We start from the raw sequence: 23516 nt of genomic DNA, 5'->3' as shown, positions 1-23516 counted from the left end.
GGGAGTCCAAAAAAATCTTATGAACTCAAGGAAGTTTCTAAGAAAAATAAATTTCTGGAGGTACTCGTCTTCAAGTTAGCGAACTCCTAAAGGAAATGTTGAGACATTAACTTGCATGCCTACACCTCCTATCCCAGGTGTTTGTGTTATTTCTATTGGGGTAGAAACTGTACTGATATCACCTCGAAAAGATTGTCCATCCCCAAATTGGTTAAGAACAAATTGCTCTCCAAAGGAACTATTGCTTCCGCTAAAAATGATGTCAATTAAATTGTTAGAGCCCACTTGATTAAGGGCAACATTAAAAACTGCATTGCTAAAGTTCTCAATATTTGTATTCACAACATTTCGGTTACCCGTTTGCTGAATATTTTGGGTGATATTTTGTCCTGTAGAGGACATATTCGCTGAATTACCAATACCAATTTGTAAAAGAGTTGAACTTAAATAAGTACCCACCTGCTGAATAAATCCTTTATTTTGTTCGTCAGATTGTAAAATAACAGCAGCGTTTACAGAATTACCGGTATTTTGTTGAAAAATTTCGGCTTGATTGGAATTACCTAATTGTTGGATTGCAGCCAGATTACCATTACCACTAAAGTCAACTGAAATGATTTCCGAATTTATTAATTCAAGATTATTTGAAATAGTTAAAGCGTTTTGAGCAACAGCAGAAATAAGACTTATAAAAAAAACAAATATTAAACCAATGACATTTTTCATAAGGTGCTGTTTCTGGTATTAGAAATTGAATATACGAATCTTAGGTATAAGGGTTGAAATTAAAAAAAACCCCATGGAATGTTAAGGAATACCATGGGGTTTAAATATTATCTGCCTTGAATTACAGAAGCGGTATTGTTATTACCTCTTTGAGTAATTACCGCAGAGTTCATATCACTTGTTTGTGATACAATGGCCGTATTACCAATTCCAAACTGTCCAACATTCATTTTGTTATCATCACCTAATTGCAAGGCTGGATCAGATGCACCAACTCCTCTTAGAACATTACCAGAACCATCTTGCGTCAAGAGTGCTTCACTACCTGCACCATCCTGTCTTAAGTATGCACTGTTATCAGTACCAAATTGTGCAAATTGGGCTAATGAACCTGTGCTACCTTGCTGATTGATAATGGCGGAATTTTCATTGCCTTGCTGATTGACTAGACCAACGTTATTTCTGCTACTCAATTGATTAATATCAGCAAAATTCTCATTACCACCTTGAAAAATATTAATCTCGTTAGGCGCAGCTGACTGTCTACCACTGGCTCTATTATCATCACCAATTTGATTAATTAATCCTTCATTACCACCATTGAAGGTTACAAATGAAGCATTATTGAAACTACCGGTTTGAAAAATTTGATGATTACTTACAGCTGTTCCTGAGGCAAAGCCTTGACGCTGTTGAATTGAAGCATTATTTTCATTACCAATTTGACTGATAGATGCTACTGCATTATTGGACTGAACATTTCCGCCACCAAAATCACCTTGTTGTATTAATCCAGTATTTAAATTACCTTCTTGGTATAAGTAAGAAGCAAAGTTTTCATTACCTGTTTGCGCTACAGAAGCCACATTATTATTACCTCTTTGATCAGTAGAAGCAATATTTCTTAAACCTGTTTGTTCTGTAGAAGACACATTGTTATTTCCGGTTTGCGAAACAAGTGCCTCATTTTCTTGCGCCAATACAAATCCAGCGCTTAACAACATTGTGAATAATAGACTCGACTTTTTCATAAATTTTTGTGTGTGTAAAATTGAAATAAGAATTTTGTTGATTTTTAATTACTACTAAATTTTGCCTATTGCAAAAAAACCAGTGGAGCCAATGATGACTCCAAGCGCATCACATAAAAAAGAAGTGAACTTCTTTATTTTGGGTCTATTGAACCAGACCGAATAACAACCCTATTATTATTACCCGACTGCTTAATTTCTACTTGTTGAGGAGATGATGATTTTTTCCCCGATTGAATATCAATGGTATTGTCTATACCATTCTGTTGAATCTTTCCATTCATCCAAGAACCTTTTAATGTTTTTTCAATTGGTCCATTGAATTTTAAACTGTCTAACTGAATCTGATTCCCCTCCCCAATGGCTTTTATCTGTAATGAATCGGTAGAGTATTTCATGATTATTGTATGATGTACCTGTTTGACACTATCTATTTTAGCTTTCACGTAAGCTTTACGCTCCTCCAAATTTTGTTCAATATCAGTTTGAGCAATGCTTATGCTACTTATGCCAAAAGCAATTACCAACATCCCAAACCTGATTAAATTATACATTTAATTTTAGAGTTTTATTTTCACTTAATTGTATTTCAAAGGTATATATTTGCTTTTGATGCTGAAATACGTAATTTCCGAAATCTTGAAACAGCATGGGTAAAATCACGTATATGGTCATGAAATTACTTAGTGTAAAGCTTCTTTTCCTCCAATATCTAGATTAAGAGCATACTACTTGGGAAAGATTTAAAAAAGCTCCAGTAATTCACTAGAGCTTTTTTTAAGGAGATTAGCAACTTAACGCTGAATTATATTAGCCAAATTAAAATTACCTGTTTGATTGACAATTGCTTTATGACCATCTCCTCTTTGCAAAACAATAGCAGCATTATCATTACCTAGTTGAAGTACATTACCAATGTTGTTATTACCAATAACATCAATATCCACAAAATTGAAATCACCTGTCTGTCTTACAAAATGATTGTTTTTATTCCCTTCTTGAATTAAACCTACCAGGTTGTTGTTTCCAAATTGATCTATACCATAATTTTCACCTGCATTTCCCCAATAGGGGATGGCTCCCGTGTTATTCATGTATCCTGCTTGGTCGACAAATATCGTATTGCCTGTTCCCCCTCTTTGACGGGTGGTAGCTATATTTCCATCGCCAACTTGATCAACTGCAACAAACTGACCACCGATACTTTGACCAGAGAAAGCATAATTACTATTTCCAATTTGATTGTGAAGCGCTTGGTTATTACTTTGTGCTTGATTGACCAAAGACCAATTATTATCACCAATCTGTGTTTGTTCACTATAATTACCCCCATTAAATTGATTCAACGTGGCACTATTACCATCACCTTCCTGCACTTGAAAAGCAACATTCGGCGCAGCAGGATTTCCCCAAGGATTTCTTTGGGTAATAGAAGCAGTATTTCCATCACCATCCTGCTCTTGAGACGCAAAACTATTTCCCTGCTCGCGCTGCTCAATAGTGGCAGTATTACCAGATCCGCTTTGAAGCTGAATGGCTAAATTGTCAAATGTAAGTGAATTAGTAGTATTTTGCCCTACCTGTAGAATTGAAGCAGAATTGGAACCTGTTTGTGATTGTTGAGTGGCATTTCTGCTGCCAACTTGCTCGACAGAAGCAGTATTTGAACCAGTTTGATCAACGTTGGAGCCATTTTGATCACCTGTCTGACTTACAGTAGCTGTATTTTGAGCAAAAGCGATTGAGCTAGCAAACAGCATGGCAAAGATGAGCGTAGGTTTTTTCATAATTAAATAAGTTAGAATTTTTTCCCAGTAATTTCAGATATATTTATCTGTATTTCAAAACTACTTTTTTGCCGAATATAAAAAAATTGGTATTTTCCATTACTTTGAAATAATCATGAGTAAAATTACTTACACTCCAAAATATATAATCCTGTTAATCAATTTCTTAAACAAAAAAAGATGATTTAATTTTATTTATATTTTGCTATAGCTTCTACTATATTTCCAGCCTGAAGTTTCTGCATAATATTCGCTCGGTGACGCTCCACTGTTCGATTAGAAATTTCTAACTCCTTAGCTATAACTTTAATTGGCACCCCTAATTTGGAAAGATTTAAAATTTCCATCTCACGCTTAGTAAGAACTGTTTTATTGTTTAATGGCATTGGGGAAACTTGTATACTACTTGTTACTTCCTCAATGCTTATACTAATGATGTAAGATGCATGATCTTTATCCTTCAACCTTAAAAAGGTTATGTTCAAATCCCTACTTAGTTCAGTATTTTTTAAAATCCCCTTTACTGAAAATTTCGATAATAGACTTGACTTAAAACGAAGATAAGAATCATGAAAATTTTCAATAGTCAGTGTAATAATATGTGTCAATAAATAATCTAAAGACTTATTTTTTAAAGAATCATCGAATTGGGGAAATAATGACTTATTTCCAACAATTTTTTTAATCCGATCATGCTTAATCCTAAGAACTATAGATGAAGTAAGATTGAGTAATTTGTCCGCATCCGGATGATTCAAAATACTGTATCCAAATCGCTTACTGATGCAATTATTCAGTTTATTGTATAGTGCATTTCGATCAAAGGGAGCAAAAAATACATTATCAGCGCCCGATTCTAACAAAATTTTGACATCTGTAAGCTTTTGATCGGGACCCACTACAGGAAAAAAGAACGATGAATTATAAATATAGAAATCTTTGTATCTATTATAAAATCCAATAACCCTAGAAATATCTCCCCTAAAATCTACAAAATGTAATATAGGTTTGACTGACCTTTTGATTTCTTCAATTGCCTCCTCTTCCGAGCATTCTAAAAATTCGGAAATCTGAACTGTTACACAGCTTTTTAATAAGTTAATCAACTCAATTTTAAAAGCTTGATTCGATGATGTGACAACAATATTAAAACAAATACTCATATCGTTTAAAGAATTTCGATATTATACTTAAAATTCGTTTTTTTGTTTTACAAATGCATTTATTTGTATATTAAATAATCGTTAATTGACCAAAATTTATATAATTGGTAAAAATTTGGTTTAAACGCAGACCTCCTACACCATTTACATCATTGTAACTTTACCTATTTGTAAATTCTTTTTTTAAAGATTAGATGTTTTATTACTTTTCTTTGTATTTGTTAATTTCAAATTAAACTGTTAATCAAAACCGTACTAGTGTCATTTTTCGATACCAAAATAGAGTACCTCAAGGGTGTAGGCCCTCAAAAGGGCGCCTTATTCAATAAGGAGCTGAACCTGTTCACCTATGGAGAATTTTTGCAGCATTACCCTTTTCGATACGAGGACCGCACGCAGTTTTACAAAATCAAGGATGTACACGAAGATTTGGAAAATGTACAGGTCATCGCTCAAATCCGTCATGTGGAGACGATTGGGGATGGACGTAAAAAGCGATTGGTGGCTTATGTTTACGATGAAACGGGAGAATTAGAACTCACCTGGTTTAAAGGCATACAATGGGTAGTCAGAAAATTGGTAAAAGGTATTCCCTTGATATTTTTCGGAAAACCCAACCGCTATGGGAGAAAAATCAGCATTGCCCATCCAGAAATCGAGCCACTAACCCAGACAGCCGAGGAACGAAGCTTCTTTCAACCAGTGTACTCCACAACGGAAAAACTGAAAGCAAAATTCCTTGACTCCAAAGGTATCTCTAAAATCATGGAAGGACTGATTCCTTTGGCCTATCCACAAATCCATGAGAGTTTGCCACAAAGCGTATTGGAACGCTTCAATTTGATGCCCAAAAATGATGCTATCCGACAAATTCATTTTCCAACGAGCGTAGATTTGCTCAAGAGAGCACGCTTTCGCTTAAAATTTGAGGAGTTTTTCTTCGTACAATTACGATTACTTCACCTGAAACTTTCCCGCACAGAAAAATCCCAAGGTCAAATTCTCAACCAAACAGATCTCTTGACAAAGTTTTATAAGGAGCATTTACCCTTTGAGTTGACGGAAGCACAAAAGCGGGTGGTGCGTGAATCTTTTGCAGATATGAAGTCCGGCAAGCAGATGAACCGATTAATCCAAGGAGATGTGGGCTCAGGCAAAACTATGGTGGCGTTTATATGCATTTTGATTGCCATCAGTTCGGGTGCGCAGGCCTGCCTGATGGCACCCACTGAAATCTTGGCCAATCAACACTATGAAGGATTAAAGGACTATGCAGAGACCATGGGACTGAACATTGCCCTATTGACAGGCTCTACCAAGAAATCTGCCCGCAAAGTCATCCACGAAATGTTACTTTCGGGTGACCTACACATAATTATCGGTACCCATGCACTGCTGGAGGATATCGTGCAATTCAAGAATTTGGGATTGGCCATTGTAGACGAACAGCACCGCTTTGGGGTGGCCCAACGGGCAAAATTGTGGGCTAAAAATGAGCAGTACGTTCCGCATGTATTGGTGATGACTGCCACTCCAATCCCACGGACGCTTGCCATGACCTTGTATGGTGACTTGGATATCTCGGTAATTGATGAATTACCTGCAGGACGAAAGCCTATTCAAACCGTGCATCGGTATGATAAAGATCGCTTGAAAGTTTTTGGTTTTATCCGCAAGCAAGTTCTCGAAGGTAGGCAAGTATATATTGTATATCCATTGATCGAAGAATCCGAAACCATGGATTTAAAAAACCTGATGGATGGCTATGAAAGCATTTGTCGGGCCTTTCCTGAATTCCCTGTATCCATTGTGCATGGAGATATGAAACCTGCGGATAAAGATTTTGAAATGCAGCGCTTTGTCAAGGCAGAAACCAAAATCATGGTTGCTACGACGGTGATTGAGGTAGGTGTTAATGTACCTAATGCCTCCGTGATGGTGATAGAAAATGCCGAGCGATTTGGACTGTCTCAGTTGCATCAGTTACGTGGTCGTGTGGGACGAGGTGCAGAGCAGTCGTATTGTATCCTGATGAGTAAATACGAGCTTAGCAAGGATAGTCGTATCCGATTGGAAACCATGGTCCGGACCAATGATGGATTTGAGATTGCAGATGTAGACTTGAAATTACGTGGCCCAGGTGACTTGATGGGTACGCAGCAAAGTGGCGTAGCAGATTTGTTGATTGCCGACCTGAGTAAAGATGCTCCTATTTTGACCATGGCCCGTGATGCAGCGACTTTATTGATCTCGGAGGATCCTGACTTGACTCAGCCTCAACATGCCATGGTCCTCAAGCAAATCAAATCCCAGAAAAAACACCAAGTCAATTGGAGCAGGATTTCTTGACCCAATTTAGACATCAACTTCCCATCCCCACTGGCTTGAGATTATTCATTTGGCGTAAAATCCATGCTTGCCTACCCACGATATAAGGCGTAGGTCTAGCAGGTGTCCAGCGTCTTGGATTGGGCAAAACTGCTGCAATCAATGCCGCTTCATTTCGATTCAATTGATCTGCTGACTTTTTGAAATTAGCTTGTGCGGCCGCTTCTATCCCATAAATCCCTTCTCCCATTTCAATCACATTGAGATAAACTTCCATAATACGTTCTTTACCCCAAATCATTTCAATAAGGAATGTAAAATAAGCTTCTAGCCCTTTTCTAACAAGATTTCTACCTGGCCATAAAAAAACATTCTTGGCCGTCTGTTGGGAAATGGTACTGGCACCTTTTATCCGCTTTCCCTTTTTGTTGTTTTCCCAAGCTTTCTCCATGGCTTCAAAATCAAACCCTTTATGATCCATAAATTTTTGATCTTCCGCTGCCACTACTGCTTGGGGCACATGCTTGGAAATTTTCTCCAAAGCTACCCAGTCCTTGTAGAGCCTCAATTCTTTGGCGGGATCCTTGGCTTGCTCATACAGGCGGATAAGCATCAAAGGGGTGACCGGAACCATTACAAATTTGTAAATGATTACCAAGCCAATAGTAAGACCGAAAAACCACAGGGTGATTTTCAATAGGAGACGAAGGAGAAATTTTACTAGTTTCATTACACCACAGCTGAAGCTTGAATAAAGCTATAGTAAAAAATAGAATCTTCCATAGACTTCAATACATCTAAACCCTCTTGCATCGCCAACACATCGGTTGGATTGATTACACCTGCGTCTATCAATACGGGAGCTCCGCTACTCATCAGGTTTTTCCAATACTCAAATACCTGTACTTTTTGGCTAAAATTTCGTTGGTCCAAGTGAAACCCATCTGCTCTCAGTTGGATTTTCTGATATTCTGCCTTAGCCAATAAATTCCCCAATTGAGCCCCGATATGAGGATTTCCCCCCAGTGATAACTGAAACTCATTATACACTTTCCAGTAGTGCATCACGGCAGGGATCAAGGGATATGTATAAAAACTGGCATTGAAAACTTCTGTTATAGACACGATTGCTCCTTCCTTGAGAAAAGGCTTCATGGAAGTCAACACCTTCAACGGATCATCCACATGCTCCAATACCCAACAGATAAAGGCTCCGTCATACTGTTGAGGCAAATCTAAGTGTTGAGCATCTTGCTGTATAAACCTCACTTTATCTGAACCTATCCCCAAACGTTGCATATTCCATTCAGCTTTATGGATCTGTTTGGCCTCATATTCCACTCCTGTGATCTTCAAATGAGGGAATCTTCTGAGTAAAACCTCTGTCTGTGCTCCTACTCCACTTCCGATTTCCAATAAATGTGTAACCGAAGAAAAATCCAATACATCATAAATTGGTTGTTCGATAACCAATGCCTGTTCCCGTAGTCGCTCTTGCTCTACTTCCTGATATCCATGAATATAGCGTTTCTCTGCCGATGTGTGTTCCATACACCTAATATTTACGCAAAGAAAGTCACTTTATTCGATGGATTTAAAATTTTGGATTTTTTTCTACCTTTAACCTTTCATCAAATCCGTAAACTTATGAGTCAGCTTATCATTGGTAGCTTCGAAGACTTCGAAAAATATATTGGACAAGAATTGGGCGTATCCGATTACCACGCTATCAGTCAGCAACAAATCAATCTTTTTGCAGATGCAACCTTGGATCACCAATGGATTCATACCGATCCAGAAAGAGCAAAAACAGAAGGAGCTTTTGGAAACACTATTGCACATGGCTACCTGACACTTTCCCTCGTTCCTTACCTATGGGAACAAATCGTACAGGTTGAAAACCTCAAAATGATGGTGAACTATGGCATCGAAAATCTTCGATTTGCACAGGCAGTGTTGGTCAATGATCGGGTACGATTAAATGCCAACTTAAAAAATGTAGCCAATCTTCGAGGAACAATTAAGGCCGAAGTCAATGTCAAATTAGAAATCGAAGGACAGAAAAAACCAGCATTCACAGGGACCTTGGTTTTCCTTTACCACTTCAATAGCTAAGCCATGGAAGATCCAAAAAGTTTAACCTCGGTGGCTGCCTTCCATCAAACATTCAAGCACCCCATCCTTCCAAGCCCCCAAGTTCCGGATGAAAAGCGTTCTGCCCTTCGGGTTTCCTTGCTTGCAGAAGAGCTCAAAGAGCTTCAAGAAGGTATAGCAAACAAGGATATTGTCGAAATCGCCGATGCTTTGTGCGATTTGCAATATGTCCTTTCAGGAGCAATCTTAGAATTTGGATTAGCCGAAAAATTCAAAGCGCTATTTGATGAAGTACAGCGCTCCAATATGAGCAAAGCCTGCAAATCTGTAGAGGAAGCGGAAGCTACAGTAGCTCATTACCAACAAATGGGAACAGATTGTTTCTACGAACAAGCAGGAGATTTGTATTTGGTGTACCGTACTGGGGATAGAAAAACCCTCAAATCAGTTCAATACTCTCCTGCTGACTTGGAACGTATCATCAACTCCTAAAACAAACTATGCAAGCCAAATTACAACTGGGATTACTCGCATTTCCAGACATGGAAGTACTGGATTTTGCGGGCCCTTTTGAAGTTTTCTCTGTTGCCAATCAGTTATCGGAATATTCCATCTTCGATGTACATGTCGTTGGATTGAATGAACAATTAGTCAAGGCCAAAAACGGCTTGAACATCATGCCTGATTGTGGAATGGATGCAATTGCTAAGCTCGATATACTGATCGTTCCTGGTGGAGATGGCAGCAAAGCACTTCTCAAACATGAAAAGGGAATGGTATGGATTGATTCAATTATTCCACAAGCTCAAATAGTAGCCACCATTTGCTCAGGTGCTCGCATCCTTGCTCAATTAGGTTACCTCCGCAATCAAACATTCACCACGCACGCATCCGTATTTGAAGATGTACTAAGCATAGAGCCCACAGCAAAAGCTTTGAGAGATGCACGCTTTATCGATCATGGAAAAATTATGACAGCTGCAGGAGTAGCTGCTGGCATAGATCTATCCCTGCACATAGTAGAAAAGTTATTTGGGACAGCCCTCAAAGAAGAAACTGCCCGCTACATGGAATATCCCTTGTAGGTACTTTAAAGTTTGAATGAAAGGTACTGATAAATTAATCCATCAGTACCTTCATTCCTGATACAATAAACGGTACTTGAGGCACTGCGTTTCTGATTTTAAACTCTTCCCAAAATCCACTTTCGTTGGCCAAAAAAGCGAGAATTCTTTCAGGATCAACTTTTTTGAAAAGGTGTGAAAAAATCTGCTCTCCACTAAGACGCTTACTCATCAATACTTCTAGTAGCGTCATATCGTACCAAAGGAACATGTGTTCCCTCCAGTTCAGGGAAACCAAGGGGGATTTGCCATCGGCCAGCTGCTGAGCCATTTGGGTGACATGTTTTTGTACAAACTGAAAAGTATATCCTGTACTTGGCTTGGTATGGCCTCCCGCAGTCCCGATATTAATGATGCGCTTTTGAGCACCAATGCTCGCTTGAAATTTTGCTTTAGACATAGGAATGACCCCAAATTCATGATGAGTAATTTCGTAGTGATGAATCCCCAATTTTGTCTGAATATAATTTTCCAAAGCTTGTACATATTCGCTTTCATCCAACACCCGTGGAGAAAATAAGGTGTATTCAACCAATGCTTCCGTAGCGCTTGTGGGTAGCATATACATAAAGGTGGCTCCATGATGTTGGGAAAGTGTGAAATCCATCAATGTGCCCACTTTTTCATTGAAAACAGGAGAATCGGTTTTGATAAACCAACCCATAAAGTGCTGCAGCAAGGTATTTTCCTCATTTAGGTCAGGATTATACAAGGAGGTGGAATTAAACACATACTCCCCCTGATAAGTCGCTTTGTCCGTACGTACACTTGCCCCATGGCTTTCCTCTTGGATGGATTCAATCTGCTCTTTCACAAAAACTACATTGGGGTGTTTTTGGGCGAGGCTAAGGACTTTCGCATAAAAGTCACCTGATTGGATCATTTTATACTTGTACTCTTTCATTCGGAACTCTCTAGACACTGTGGGAGAAAAGAACTGTAAGGTATCCCAAGCATGGCAAACCAAGGACTCAAATGGACCAGCTTCCTTTTCCCAAAAGCACCAAGTACGGTCGTTGAGATTCTTCTTTGCACTGTCGATTACAAGGATATTTTTTTGCATCAATTCCTCCTTGGTGAGTAAAGCATGCAACAAACTTAATCCTGCCAATCCGGATCCTGCGATGATGTAATCGTATGTCAGTGTCATTTAGTTGTCAAATTATTCGGTAACCACCATTTTAAAACCCTCCCCATGGATCGTAATAATCTGCACTTTTGGATCCTCTTTGAGGATTTTTCGGATTTTGCTTAGGTACACATCCATGCTGCGGGCATTGAAATAAGAGTCATCACCCCAAATTTGTTTTAAGGCATGACTTCTATTGACAATTTTATTCATCTCCGAGGCCAATAATCGAATCAACTCATTCTCTTTGGAAGTCAGTTTGTGTTTGCCCGTAGGACTATTAATATACTGCTCATCATAGTGAAGTTCAAAATCTCCGAACTGGTAGACCTTAAGTGCCTCAGTTTCCTCAGATTTTTTGGTCCTTCTCAAAATGGCAGCAATCCTTAGAAGTAACTCCTCCATGCTAAAGGGCTTGGTAATGTAATCATCTGCACCGATTTTCAAACCTTCAATGATGTCTTCTTTCAGGTTTTTGGCGGTAAGATAGATGATGGGCAAATCAGGTTGCACAATTTTGATTTCTTTACCCAAGGTAAAGCCATCCTTTTTTGGCATCATGATATCCAAAATGGCCAAATCATATTTATCCTTTTTAAACTTGGACCAACCTTCCTCCCCATCCCTGCATAGGGTGGTTTCATACCCCTTCATCATCAGGTATTCTTGCAAGATGTCACCCAAGTTTGGGTCATCTTCTACTACTAAGAGTCTTGATTTGCTCATGCTTGTTTCGGTAGTTTAATAGTAAATGTACTTCCTTTTCCTAAATCACTGCTGACAGTCACCTGACCTTGATGGGCCTCCACCATAGTTTTGACATAGGCAAGACCCAAGCCAAAACCTTTGACATCGTGAATATTTCCAGTCGGAACACGGTAAAATTTTTCAAAAATCTTTTTCACAGCATCTTTGCTCATGCCTACTCCATTGTCTTTCACGCTCACACAAAGCAAATTTCCTTCCTCCCACAGATTTATCAAAATAGTGGGATTGTTGGGTGTGTATTTGAGGGCATTGTCTAGCAGGTTGTTGATGATATGGGCAATATGAAAAGCATCCCCCTGCATCAAGGTGTTTGCAGCGGTATATTCCAAGGTGATTTTTCCCCCTTTATTTTCCACCTGCAAGGAGAACTGTGATTTGATTTTCTTCACAATTTCCAAGAGATCTATTTCCTCCAGTTTCAGTTTCAGCTCTTCTTTATCCAAAGTGGCTGCCTGCAATACTTTTTCAACCTGCGTTCCTAAGCGCTTATTTTCATCTTTTATAATATTCAAATAGCGTTTTCTGAAGGAATCCTGACTGGCGAATGCAGGGTCTTGAAGAGCTTCCACCGCTAAACTAACCGTAGCAATCGGGGTCTTGAACTCATGCGTCATATTGTTAATGAAATCATTTTTGATTTCTGATAGCTTTTTCTGCATGATAATCACTCGGATGGCATAAACAAAACAGAAAATCACTATCCCCAAGAACAACAGGGAGCTGATTAACGGTATCCAAATTTGCTGCAGGATATAGCGTCGTTTTTCAGGGAAATTGACGATCAAAAAATTGTCCTTTCCTAAAATGTCTGCGGGGAACAACTTGGCTTGAATCCCGTTGGTGACCAATCCAACGGTATCTAAAATTTTGGTCAAAGGAATCAAATCCTTTGCATCCTCTACAATAGCCAGCTCAAACCGCTGATCAATCCCCCGTTCGTTCAATTGATTTCTGAAAAGCTCACGTACTTGAGCAGTATCGAGTCTGCTAAGGATGTTTTTCTGACCCTCCAATAACTCTGCCCAAGCCTGATTCATGGCTTCAATCTTCATATTGGCACGGCGGATTTTTTCCAGAGCATCCGCAATGTTGTATTCGGTCACCACTTCCTGCCCCCTTCTTCTGGAAAAGGCCGTTTCTGTTTGATCCAGGTATTGTAGCTGACGTTCTTTTTCCTGAAGCAAAATCTCCATTTCATCCGGAGTAAACATGGAAGAAGCAATTTCTGGGGTCAGATAGAGAAAAAACTGCTCCAAGTCACTCAAGACATTAATCTCCACACCTCTTGACTGAATGATTCTGCGGAACCGTTGACTGACATTGGGAATCGTCAGTTGCATCATGGAATCCCTAACGGAAGGACGCCTTGGCTGCATAGGGCGGGTTCGGATTTGAATATCTATTGGCTCAATCTTTTGGAATAAAAACTCCTGTAAATTAGGGTCCTTGGCCAGGTAACTTAAAAAGATCTCACTCGTCTCCCCTTTCTCCAACTGATTGACGGTGCTGAACAATGATTGATACACATTTTGCTCAAAGCGCTCTTCATTGATCTTGAATGCATTTCTCACCCAATAATACTGAAAACCTATCAGCCCAATACTGGCTAAGGTCATCAATACGATGATTACATTCATTTGGAACTTTGACATACAACAAATTTAGAGGGATTCATTTGGTATTGAATTTACTTAACAAAATTTAACCCTAGCATAATTCCTTAACTGCCTATGGAGAATCAATTTACGGTTTTGCCCCCATTTTTTCAGCGGATAACTGTATCTTTGAAGCTCAAATTACCATTCCATGCAAATCAAAGATAATTTCTATCATATTCAAGGGGTGCCATTGACTTCTATTGTGGAAGAGTTTGGATCACCTGTCTATGTGTACGATGCAGATAAAATCGTCAATCAGGTAAATTTACTCAAGCAAGCATTTGCGACGGTAGATTTGCGGATCAAATATGCTACGAAAGCCCTTTCGAATATCAATATTCTGAAATTATTGAAAAAAGCGGGAACAGGGGCAGATGCTGTTTCCATTGAGGAAGTATTGCTTTGCCTACATGCGGGATTTGAGCCTAAAGAAATTATGTACACCCCCAACAGTGTGGGCTTTGAAGAAATCCAACAAGCGGTGGACTTGGGTGTCATGATCAATATTGATAGCATTCCTATGCTAGAACACTTCGGTACTTATTATGGTAACCAAGTTCCTGTATGCATTCGCTTAAATCCACATATTCTTGCGGGTGGGAATGCCAAAATATCTGTAGGTCATATTGATAGCAAATTCGGTATCTCCATCTTGCAACTGAAGCATATCCTGAAAGTAGTGGAAGCCTACGATCTGAATGTGGCAGGACTTCATGTGCATACTGGTTCGGATATTTTAGATGCAGAAGTATTCTTAAAAGGAGCAGAAATCCTATTCGATGCTGCAAGAGAATTTAAAGACCTTCAGTTCCTAGACTTTGGTGGTGGTTTCAAAGTGGCTTACAAGCCAGGCGACATTGCCACAGATATTTTAGATGTAGGAGCAAAAGTATCCAAAGCCTTCCAAGTATTCTGTGAAGAGTATGGCAGACCATTGGAAATTTGGTTTGAACCAGGCAAGTTTTTAGTATCTGAGTCAGGAGTTCTACTCACCAAAGTAAATTTAATCAAAGCAACTCCAGCCTCTACATTTATAGGAGTAGATACAGGATTGAATCATTTAATTAGGCCCATGATGTACGATGCGTATCACAGCGTGGTCAACATTTCCAGATTGGAAGGTCCAGAGCGTGTCTATACCATTGTTGGCTACATCTGCGAAACGGATACGATTGCTGCTGACCGTAAGTTGAAAGAGGTGCAGGAAGGGGATATCATTGCCATCAAAAATGCTGGAGCCTATGGCTTTTCAATGGCGTCCAATTATAACTCGCGGCTAAAGCCGGCAGAAGTTTTGATTTTAGATGGAAAGGCACAGCTCATCCGGGCACGTGAAACCTTCGATGATATATTAAGGCATCAAATAGATTTAGGCATCTAAGCTATTGAAACCCGGAAATTCTCCGGGTTTTTTTATTGGGAATAATTAAATCAAAAATTTTTTTCTAAAGAATGAAATTTTTTTTTTCGGGAAGTTTTTTGTCCGCCTGCATTACATATACACAAAAAAGCTAGCTCAATCAAGGATTTTGATACATGTAACAATTCGAGGAAAAGTAGCATATTTTGGTGATTAATGTCACATTTGAAATCCCTTACAACTGTTTGTTTTTCACAATAATATTTTCTAAAATAAGGAATAAGACGATGATTTAGCAATATCATTTTGGTAGTTACAAAAAACAAAAAATAATATTCTAAATCACAATCTTCAAAAATCCAATTCTGAAATACAAAATTGGTACTAGTAAAAGGGACTAAATCGGGCAAGAGCCCATTGACAAAAAATGAAAGCTATCATCACACAATTTTCTCTTGTTTTAGGGTTGGCAGTGGCCCTATTCTTGGGTAATGATGGTTTTGCTCAACAACTCCGCTCCAGCAATAATCCCATCGAGGAGTTTGCAAGCAATCAACGAGTTGAAAGCCAACCTTCCGGCACCAAAATCCATGTAACTGTTTCAGGGAAATTAGCTCTTTGTACACATCAAGAAAGAGGTCACATTATTTTAGATGTCAAAGGTGGAACAGCGCCCTACACTTTCTTATGGAATAACAACGAAACTGTCCAAAACAGATATAATTTATTTGCAGGAACCTATACAGTAATCATTACTGACCAATCGGGTATTTCTACTACACAGCGCATCATTATTCAGCCTCCATTTCCATTTATAGTTGACTTGGTGGAAAAAGTAGATGCAAGCTGCGCTACCGGCAATGTAGGCTCAGCCAAAATCAATGTGAGATTTGGTAGAGGTGAACCATACCGAGTAAGATGGAGCAATGGCTTAGAAGATAGCATGGAAGCTAAAAACCTTCGCCCAGGTACTCACCAAGTGACCATTTACGATGTATATAATTGCGAAATCACTATTTCATTTGCTATTCAAGGTGATGACGATGGCATGAGGGTTACCGAGAAGGTAGAGCAGCCTTCTTGCGATAATGGACAAAAGGGTGCTATCAGCCTAGACGTGAGTGGGGGTAAAGCTCCTTACACATTTTTATGGTCCAATGGCAGTACTGCTAGAGAATTAAAAAACTTGGATGCAGGTAATTATGTGGTATTGGTAAGAGATGCCAATGGATGTAAATATGAGCAAGAATTTGCAATAGCAGCTGGTGAGGTATTGGCCATTGAGCCAATCAATGTACTCGATAACCTCTGTGCTGCAGCTCAAGATGGTGCGATAGAAGTAGCAATTTCCGGTGGTAAGGCCCCTTATCAGATCCGTTGGAACAATGGAGCGAGCACTGCAAGTATTCAAAACTTATCAGCTGGAATATTTACCATAGAAGCTACAGATGCAGAAGGTTGTAAAGTAAGCAGATCTTTTGAAATCAAGTCTCCTCAAGCCCTTCAAGCTCGCATAGAATCTTCTGTAGAGATGAACTGTGAGACTGGAAGAGCCATGGGTTATGCTTGGGTAGAAATTGCAGGAGGAGTAGCACCTTATGCAATCAATTGGAACAAAGATAACTCCAGCAATAAGGAAGTTACATTTACTCAGACTGAGGACTTACAAGTACAGATTACCGATGCCAATGGCTGTACAGTCAATGCTCGCGTACGGGTAGACTTACCTTATTATGGTGAGTTGGGAAGAATTGATTTTGAATATAGAAAATTGGAAATCAGCTCTCAAGATGAAGTATTCGCAAGTGAACCGTTACAGTTTATCAGTTTCATCTCTCCTGATTTTATTGCTTGGGAGTGGGAGTTTGGAGATGGAGCTAACAGTACAGAAAAAGATCCTATACATATCTATAAGCAAGCAGGTAATTTTCAGGTAACCTTACGTGCCTACGATATGTACGGTTGTTCTGCTGCACAGGTCCATGAAGTAATGGTGCTCAAGTCAAACGAGTGGATCACCATTCCAAGTGCCTTTACACCGAACGGTGATGGGCTGAATGACTTCTTTATGCCAGTGGCAGAAGGGTTCGCAAGTTTTGAAATGAGAGTGTTTAACAACTGGGGGGAAGAGTTATTTGCCTCTTCCAGAATAGAGACCGGTTGGGATGGTACCCACAGGGGAAGATTGTTGCCGAGAGGCAATTACATGTACAGGATTTCGATGACTATGCTCAGTGGTGAAGTCATCCACAAATCAGGTTCTTTCACTTTAATCCGCTAAGGTCATGAAAAAGATACTCTTCATTATCGCCCTCATGATGCTTGGAATCTCTGTGAAAGGCCAAGATATTCAGTTCTCCCAATTTTATGCTGCGCCGATTTTCCTAAACCCTGCCTTTGCAGGAAGTTCTGAAATGACACGCTTCGGAGTCAACTACAGAAATCAATGGCCTGGAATGGACCATTCATTAAGTGCTTATTCAGCTTACATAGATCACTATTCGTTCAGCTTGAATAGTGGCTTCGGTATCATCGCTAATGGAGTTACCGAAACCATGTCTAATTTGAGAACCAGTGAAATTGGTGCTGCTTACAGTTACAGATTGCAATTGGGATTCAATAGCTTCCTTCGCTTCGGAGGTCAGGCAAGCTTTGTCAGCAGAGATGCAGATTTTAGCAATGTGATTTTTGGAAGTATGATTGATCCAATGACCGGAGAAGCTGGCCTTCCCTCTGGTGAAAATTTAGGGTTGGATGTCAATCACCGCTATTTGGATTATCATTTTGGCATGTTATACACCAATGAAATGGCATGGTTGGGAGTATCTGCCCATCACATCACACAACCAAATATTTCTTTTGTGGATGATCAAATTGCAAAATGGCCAATCAAATATTCCGTACATGGTGGTATTAGCTTTGACTTGGGAAGCGGAATGAGCAGGAATTACATGAATAATGTAGAAAATAAAAAATTATTGGTGCTTGCCTTTAACTATAAGCACCAAGATCCGTTTAACCAATTGGATTTAGGCACTCAGTTGGTACTTCAACCACTTACCTTAGGTGTATGGTACAGAGGTCTCCCAACTCCTGGACTTAATCGGCCCAATACAGAGTCCCTTATAGGCGTAGTAGGAATTTCCCTTGGCAATGGCCTTGACATCGGATACAGCTACGATTACACCTTATCCAAACTAGGCATAGCCAATACCGGCGGAGCTCATGAGGTTTCCATGAGATTCTCTTTCTTGGCAGGAAGTGCCCAAAACGCAGCAGGCAGAAAATCCAGTATGCCTTGCTTCCGATACTAGAATTTAGTCCCTATAAATACCAAAGCCTCTCTAACCTGTGGTTCTAGAGGCTTTTTCTTTTTTCAAACATTCTGCTACCTTTTTGATTTTACTAGCAAAGAAATTCCCATGACCCAAACACTTCGACTCATCCTAGGAGATCAGCTTAACAGTCAACATTCTTGGTTTCAGCAACCGCAGCCCCATGTGACTTATGTCCTCATGGAAATGCGGCAGGAAACGGATTATGTCAAACACCACATCCAAAAGATCATCGGTTTTTTTGTGGCTATGAGAGCTTTTGCTGAGCATCTGAGAAAGCAGGGGCATAATGTCATCTATTATGAACTCAATCATGAGGATAACAAACAATCGCTGGATCTGAACCTACAACAGCTTATTGAAAAGCATAGTATCGAATGCTTCGAATATCAGCTACCGGATGAGTTCCGCTTGGATGAGCAATTGAAGAACTTCTGCGAAAAGTTGACAATTCCTTCTCAGGCATTCGACACAGAACACTTTTTGACTGCTCGAACTTTTTTAAAAGAGTTTTTCCACGGGAAAAAAACCTACTTAATGGAATCTTTTTACCGAGAAATGCGGAAAAAATACAACATTCTCATGGATGGGAAAGAGCCCTTGACCGGTAAATGGAACTACGACCATGACAATCGAAATAAGCTGAAAGATCCTCTTTTGATCAAGGAGCCTAAAACCCATATCCGTGATGTAAGCGAAATCCTATCCCTTTTGGAAGATTCGGGAGCTTCTTGGATTGGAACTGTCAATCCTCAAAAATTTGATTGGCCCTGTACTAGGGAGGAAGGATTGGAGGTATTGGACTACTTCTGCAAGCAACTGTTGCCAAATTTTGGTCAATACCAAGACTCCATGTATACCGGCCATGCATTTTTATTTCATAGCAGGTTAAGCTTTGCTATGAATTCAAAGCTGATTAGCCCATTGGAAGTCGTCAGCACCGTAGAGAAATACTGGTATGCCCATCAAGATAAAATTGACATTGCGCAAGTAGAAGGTTTTATCCGTCAGATTATCGGTTGGAGAGAATATATGCGCGGCATCTATTGGGCGAAAATGCCTGAATATGCTGATCTCAACTTCTTTGGACATGACAGAAAGCTTCCCGAGTGGTTTTGGACAGGAAAAACTTCCATGAATTGCCTAAAACATGCCATCGGACAATCCTTGGAACATGCCTACGCACACCATATTCAACGATTGATGGTGACAGGAAATTTTATGCTCTTGGCAGGAATAGACCCCAATGATGTAGATGTCTGGTATTTGGGCATATACATAGATGCTATCGAATGGGTAGAAATCACCAATACCCGAGGCATGAGTCAGTTTGCAGATGGCGGGATTGTCGGTACGAAACCCTATGTTTCTTCTGCCAATTACATCGATAAGATGAGCAATTATTGTGACTCCTGTAAGTACGACAAAAAGAAAAAAACAGGAGTAAACGCCTGTCCTTTCAACAGCCTTTATTGGGATTTTTACCACCGCAATGAGGATAAATTGGCTAAAAACCCCAGAATTGGAATGATGTACCGAACTTGGAGCAAAATGACTAATAAGCAAGAAATCTTGAATCAGGCGAAAACCTACTTAGAAAACATTGAAAATCTATAATCAACTATGGCTGTAGAGATTTGAGGTCTAAGGAACTTTTAGCTTTCCATAGGTTTTCATGATTTGCAAGACTTGAGCGATGGGAAGGGATTCCACTTTCCTGCCATCTTTTCCTATCATGCTTTCTGCTGCAAAAAGAGAATTGATGATTGCCTCCTCTGTAGCTTCTATGGCAGCAAGAAACAGGGCGCTAATATGGTCATTTGGTAATAAGGTAGGAGTATAGAATTCACCTCTCTTGGCATCGTGTGGAATCAAATTATCGGCATAGGTAGAAAAAGCAATCACGTAATCTCCTGAACCGTTGGATGCAATGCCACCCGTTTTCCCCAAACCCAACATAGCACGGGAAGCCAAGCGTTTGAGATTACGTTCACCCAAAGGGGCATCTGTCGCCACCACAATCATACATGAACCATCTGCCGATTCCAATTGGTTTTTGAAAACATACTGCCCCAATTCCTCTCCAATGGGGACTCCATCGATTTGCAAAACCCCTCCAAAGTTACTTTGCACCAATACCCCGACGGTATAGCCTCCCAAAGAAGGCGGGAGCACTCGAGAAGATGTTCCAATCCCACCTTTGAATCCAAAACAAACAGTTCCTGTTCCTGCCCCCACATTTCCCTCCTGTATAGGACCGAAAGATGCTAGCTCAATGGCTTGAATGACATCTTCTTTACTGACATGCATACCTCTGATATCGTTAAGAAAACCATCATTAGTTTCCCCGACCAAAGCGTTGACAGATTGAACCTGTTCATTGCCCGCTTCTTGAAGGGTATACGTCACTATTCCTTCAATCCCAGCTGCGACACTTAAGGTATTGGTCAGTAGGATTGGGCTCTCCAAATTCCCTAATTCCTCTACCTGCGTACTCCCAGCCAACTTCCCAAAACCATTTCCTACATGGATGGCTGCGGGTGTTTTTTGTTGAAAAAGATTACCAGTATGCGGTAAAATTGCGGTTACCCCTGTACGAACAGATGTTCCTTCAATCTTGGTAACCTGCCCAACAGAAACTCCACTCACATCTGTGATGGCATTAAGCGGTCCTATGGGCAAGACCCCTATGGATATACCATGTTTTCGGGCAGAGGATTGAGCAAAAGCATAAGTAGCCATGAACGAGAGACTGGTGACAAGAATCAGTTTAGTAAAAGACCACATTTGTTATTAAAACCATTTGAGTAGAGATTCCACCACTTTTTTTGCTAACGCTCCATAAGGAGGATAGAGAGGTTTGGACGCTGTGAACCCTATACGCTGTTTCATTACGGCTTTTTCATTGCTAAAGGCAAGAAAACCATAATACCCATGGGCTTTTCCTATACCACTGTTATTAACACCACCAAAAGGTAACTCCGTCTGAAGAAAGTGTAGCACGCAATCATTGGCCACAGCTCCACCCGAAGAGGTCTGGGCAATCACTTGTTTATTGAATGCGTCAGACTTGGAAAAGCTATACAAAGCCAAGGGTTTAGGGTGCTTATTAACATAGTCAATGGCCTCCTCTACGTTTTGATAATCCATAATAGGAAGTATGGGGCCAAAAATTTCTTCCTGCATAATTTCCATTTCCTCGGTTACACCAGAAATAATCGTAGGTTCAAAATAATTTTCCCCCACATCGATGACTCCACCAAACTCAATGACAGCACCTTTGTCTACTGCATCTTGAAGCATGGAAGATAACCTATTCAAGTGTTTGGTATTGACTATTCTTGCATAATCTGGAGAAGCTTGCACCCCCTTTCCAGAAGAATTATACATAGCTTCAATACTTGATTTCAAGGCATTGATAAGCTCTTTTTTGACAGAAGCATGTACAAGCACATAATCAGGCGCAATACAAGTCTGTCCGCAATTGACAAATTTCCCCCAAATAAGCTTGGACGCCGCATCTTTGAAATCCACTCGTTGATCAATGACTGCAGGCGACTTTCCTCCCAATTCCAATGTCACCGAACTTAAATGCTCTGCAGCAGCCTTCATGATAATTTTTCCAACTGCGGGGCTTCCTGTGAAAAAAATATGGTCAAATGGTTTTTGAAGAAGCAATTGGGCCTCCTCCACTTCTCCTTCCACCACAGCTACTACATGTTCATCAAATACTTCTGCTACCAATCGCCTCAACAGCGCTGAGGTATGTGGAGTCATTTCTGAAGGTTTGATGATGGCTGTATTTCCTGCTGCCAAAGCTGAAACCAAAGGACCAAGTGCCAAATTGAAAGGGTAATTCCAAGGTGAGATGATCAAACAAACACCTTTTGGTTCATAATGTATGTAAGAAGTACTTCCTAGCATTGTAAGTGGGGTAGGAACCTTCTTGGGCTTCATCCAAGCGGATAAGTGTTTGATCGTGTGATTGATTTCACTCGTAACCACGAAAATCTCACTGATATCAATTTCAGGATATGGCTTTTTAAAATCTGCATGAATAGCTTTACGAATATCTTCTTGATGAGTCATGATCCATGCTAGTAGTCCTTTCAACAATTTGATTCTTGCAGTGGCCGGACTCTTCCGCAACTTGACGGCATGTGCTTGCTGCAAGTCAAAAAGTCTATCGATAGTATGTTGGGTCTCTGTAATTGTCTGAATAGTCATAGGTGATAAATTTATTTCAAGTTATCAATTTTATTCTATCCCTCAGAGGCATAGCCAAAAAATTACACTGCACAGAAACCTTCCAGACCTTTTGTCGTTAGTTTACCATCACCTAAAAAGAAAAATTTATGCAGTGGAGTTTGGAAAGGATAATTCCCAAAGAGATTTTGGGAGAAAGTCACAAAATGCGTGTTATAAAAGAATACATCAAAAAAATTAAAAAAGAGCATAGAAAAAAAGGTTAAAAGAGGCAAAAAGCCTCTTTTTTTTGGTTTTAAGGCCTATATTTTTGTTTTAAAAATACATGAAAAAGCATTTCATTGCTAAAAAAATGAATTACAAATAAATTTTTTTTGAAAAACACTTTGATATGAAAAACAAAAAAGTGTATTTTTACTGCATAATTAAATATTTGAAAATTTAATGACCCTTGTGCACTTAAAAAGTAGTATAAAATTACTCATAAACTGATATAATAACCCGGGTATTCGATTGAACTCTAACTTAATAATCCAGCGAAACTCTCATGAGCTCAAAAGCTGAATCCAGGTTATCAAAAGCTAAAAATTAATAACAGATGAAAAAGATTTTTGGATTCCTGATAATCATTTCGATAGCCGCCACTTGGGCGCCATCGAAATCTTGGTCGCAACAGCTACCACAATTCAGTCAGTACATTTTCAATGGGCTTCATATCAACCCTGCATATGCGGGTTACAAGAATCAGGGCTACATTCAGAGTACCTTCCGCAATCAGTGGGTGAATTTTCCGGGAGCTCCCCGAAC

The 23516-nt window shown here is 39.7% G+C and carries 21 protein-coding genes; 9 read left to right on the top strand and 12 right to left on the bottom strand.

Annotated features, from left to right (window positions below):
- Positions 1–75 precede the first annotated feature (75 nt).
- The 5 genes from ACXIUD_RS03680 to ACXIUD_RS03660 all read right to left on the bottom strand — a co-directional run bounded on the left by ACXIUD_RS03680 (position 76) and on the right by ACXIUD_RS03660 (position 4707).
- Positions 76–726, bottom strand: a complete 651-nt coding sequence (locus ACXIUD_RS03680) for a hypothetical protein (RefSeq protein WP_458051266.1) — start codon at positions 724–726, stop codon at positions 76–78.
- Between the two features lie 107 nt (positions 727–833).
- A complete protein-coding gene (locus tag ACXIUD_RS03675; RefSeq protein ID WP_458051265.1) occupies positions 834–1757 on the bottom strand; it encodes a hypothetical protein in 924 nt (307 codons plus the stop codon).
- A gap of 134 nt (positions 1758–1891) precedes the next feature.
- Complete coding sequence (locus tag ACXIUD_RS03670) at positions 1892–2311, bottom strand: hypothetical protein (RefSeq protein ID WP_458051264.1); 420 nt, start codon at positions 2309–2311, stop codon at positions 1892–1894.
- Positions 2312–2551: 240 nt separating this feature from the next.
- Positions 2552–3544: a hypothetical protein gene (locus ACXIUD_RS03665; RefSeq protein ID WP_458051263.1), complete on the bottom strand. Its 993-nt coding sequence runs from the start codon at positions 3542–3544 to the stop codon at positions 2552–2554.
- Positions 3545–3735: 191 nt separating this feature from the next.
- Positions 3736–4707 carry a LuxR C-terminal-related transcriptional regulator gene (locus ACXIUD_RS03660; RefSeq protein WP_458051262.1) on the bottom strand — a complete coding sequence of 324 codons (972 nt, stop codon included), beginning with the start codon at positions 4705–4707 and terminating at the stop codon, positions 3736–3738.
- A gap of 258 nt (positions 4708–4965) precedes the next feature.
- Here ACXIUD_RS03660 and recG point away from each other — a divergent pair, with 258 nt between their 5' ends.
- A complete protein-coding gene (gene recG / locus ACXIUD_RS03655) occupies positions 4966–7056 on the top strand; it encodes an ATP-dependent DNA helicase RecG (RefSeq protein ID WP_458051261.1) in 2091 nt (696 codons plus the stop codon).
- Positions 7057–7069: 13 nt separating this feature from the next.
- Here recG and mtgA read toward each other — a convergent pair whose 3' ends face one another.
- Complete coding sequence (gene mtgA, locus ACXIUD_RS03650) at positions 7070–7765, bottom strand: monofunctional biosynthetic peptidoglycan transglycosylase (RefSeq protein WP_458051260.1); 696 nt, start codon at positions 7763–7765, stop codon at positions 7070–7072.
- Positions 7765–8586, bottom strand: coding sequence for a class I SAM-dependent methyltransferase (locus tag ACXIUD_RS03645; RefSeq protein WP_458051259.1), 822 nt, complete (start codon positions 8584–8586; stop codon positions 7765–7767). The genes mtgA and ACXIUD_RS03645 overlap by 1 nt, the downstream gene beginning before the upstream one ends.
- A 96-nt stretch (positions 8587–8682) precedes the next feature.
- On the opposite strand from ACXIUD_RS03645, the gene ACXIUD_RS03640 reads away from it, so the two are divergent.
- Genes ACXIUD_RS03640 through ACXIUD_RS03630 form a run of 3 tightly spaced genes read left to right on the top strand, consistent with a single transcriptional unit; the run spans position 8683 to position 10214 of the window.
- Complete coding sequence (locus ACXIUD_RS03640; protein WP_458051258.1) at positions 8683–9150, top strand: MaoC family dehydratase; 468 nt, start codon at positions 8683–8685, stop codon at positions 9148–9150.
- Between the two features lie 3 nt (positions 9151–9153).
- Entirely contained in the window at positions 9154–9621 is a 468-nt protein-coding gene (locus ACXIUD_RS03635; RefSeq protein WP_458051257.1) for a pyrophosphohydrolase domain-containing protein, read from the top strand.
- 8 nt (positions 9622–9629) lie between these two features.
- The gene (locus ACXIUD_RS03630; RefSeq protein ID WP_458051256.1) at positions 9630–10214 is read left to right on the top strand and encodes a DJ-1/PfpI family protein; all 585 of its coding nucleotides are present in this window, start codon (positions 9630–9632) and stop codon (positions 10212–10214) included.
- 34 nt (positions 10215–10248) lie between these two features.
- On the opposite strand, the gene ACXIUD_RS03625 is transcribed toward ACXIUD_RS03630, so the two are convergent.
- Genes ACXIUD_RS03625 through ACXIUD_RS03615 form a run of 3 tightly spaced genes read right to left on the bottom strand, consistent with a single transcriptional unit; the run spans position 10249 to position 13802 of the window.
- A complete protein-coding gene (locus ACXIUD_RS03625) occupies positions 10249–11403 on the bottom strand; it encodes a lycopene cyclase family protein (protein ID WP_458051255.1) in 1155 nt (384 codons plus the stop codon).
- Positions 11404–11415: 12 nt separating this feature from the next.
- A complete protein-coding gene (locus ACXIUD_RS03620) occupies positions 11416–12108 on the bottom strand; it encodes a response regulator transcription factor (RefSeq protein ID WP_458051254.1) in 693 nt (230 codons plus the stop codon).
- Positions 12105–13802, bottom strand: coding sequence for a sensor histidine kinase (locus ACXIUD_RS03615; RefSeq protein WP_458051253.1), 1698 nt, complete (start codon positions 13800–13802; stop codon positions 12105–12107). The genes ACXIUD_RS03620 and ACXIUD_RS03615 overlap by 4 nt, the downstream gene beginning before the upstream one ends.
- Positions 13803–13956: 154 nt before the next feature.
- On the opposite strand from ACXIUD_RS03615, the gene lysA reads away from it, so the two are divergent.
- The 4 genes from lysA (at position 13957) to ACXIUD_RS03595 (ending at position 20120) form a co-directional block, all read left to right on the top strand.
- Positions 13957–15189, top strand: coding sequence for a diaminopimelate decarboxylase (gene lysA / locus ACXIUD_RS03610; protein WP_458051252.1), 1233 nt, complete (start codon positions 13957–13959; stop codon positions 15187–15189).
- 406 nt (positions 15190–15595) lie between these two features.
- Entirely contained in the window at positions 15596–17449 is a 1854-nt protein-coding gene (locus ACXIUD_RS03605; protein WP_458051251.1) for a T9SS type B sorting domain-containing protein, read from the top strand.
- A gap of 4 nt (positions 17450–17453) precedes the next feature.
- Positions 17454–18482 carry a PorP/SprF family type IX secretion system membrane protein gene (locus ACXIUD_RS03600; protein ID WP_458051250.1) on the top strand — a complete coding sequence of 343 codons (1029 nt, stop codon included), beginning with the start codon at positions 17454–17456 and terminating at the stop codon, positions 18480–18482.
- Positions 18483–18590: 108 nt separating this feature from the next.
- The gene (locus ACXIUD_RS03595; protein WP_458051249.1) at positions 18591–20120 is read left to right on the top strand and encodes a cryptochrome/photolyase family protein; all 1530 of its coding nucleotides are present in this window, start codon (positions 18591–18593) and stop codon (positions 20118–20120) included.
- 27 nt (positions 20121–20147) lie between these two features.
- Here ACXIUD_RS03595 and ACXIUD_RS03590 read toward each other — a convergent pair whose 3' ends face one another.
- Together ACXIUD_RS03590 and ACXIUD_RS03585 are read right to left on the bottom strand one after the other, a co-directional pair.
- Positions 20148–21245 (bottom strand): DmpA family aminopeptidase, encoded by a 1098-nt coding sequence (locus tag ACXIUD_RS03590; protein WP_458051248.1) that lies wholly within the window; start codon positions 21243–21245, stop codon positions 20148–20150.
- Positions 21246–21296: 51 nt separating this feature from the next.
- Positions 21297–22730 (bottom strand): aldehyde dehydrogenase family protein, encoded by a 1434-nt coding sequence (locus ACXIUD_RS03585; protein WP_458051247.1) that lies wholly within the window; start codon positions 22728–22730, stop codon positions 21297–21299.
- 577 nt (positions 22731–23307) lie between these two features.
- Between ACXIUD_RS03585 and ACXIUD_RS03580 the strand changes: the two genes are divergently transcribed.
- On the top strand, positions 23308–23516 hold a 209-nt coding region (locus ACXIUD_RS03580), incomplete at its 3' end, for a type IX secretion system membrane protein PorP/SprF (RefSeq protein WP_458051246.1).

The sequence above is a fragment of the Mongoliitalea sp. genome (assembly GCF_054166905.1).
The sequence above is the reverse complement of the archived record's forward strand: the minus strand, read 5'-3'. Positions and strand labels throughout refer to the sequence as shown.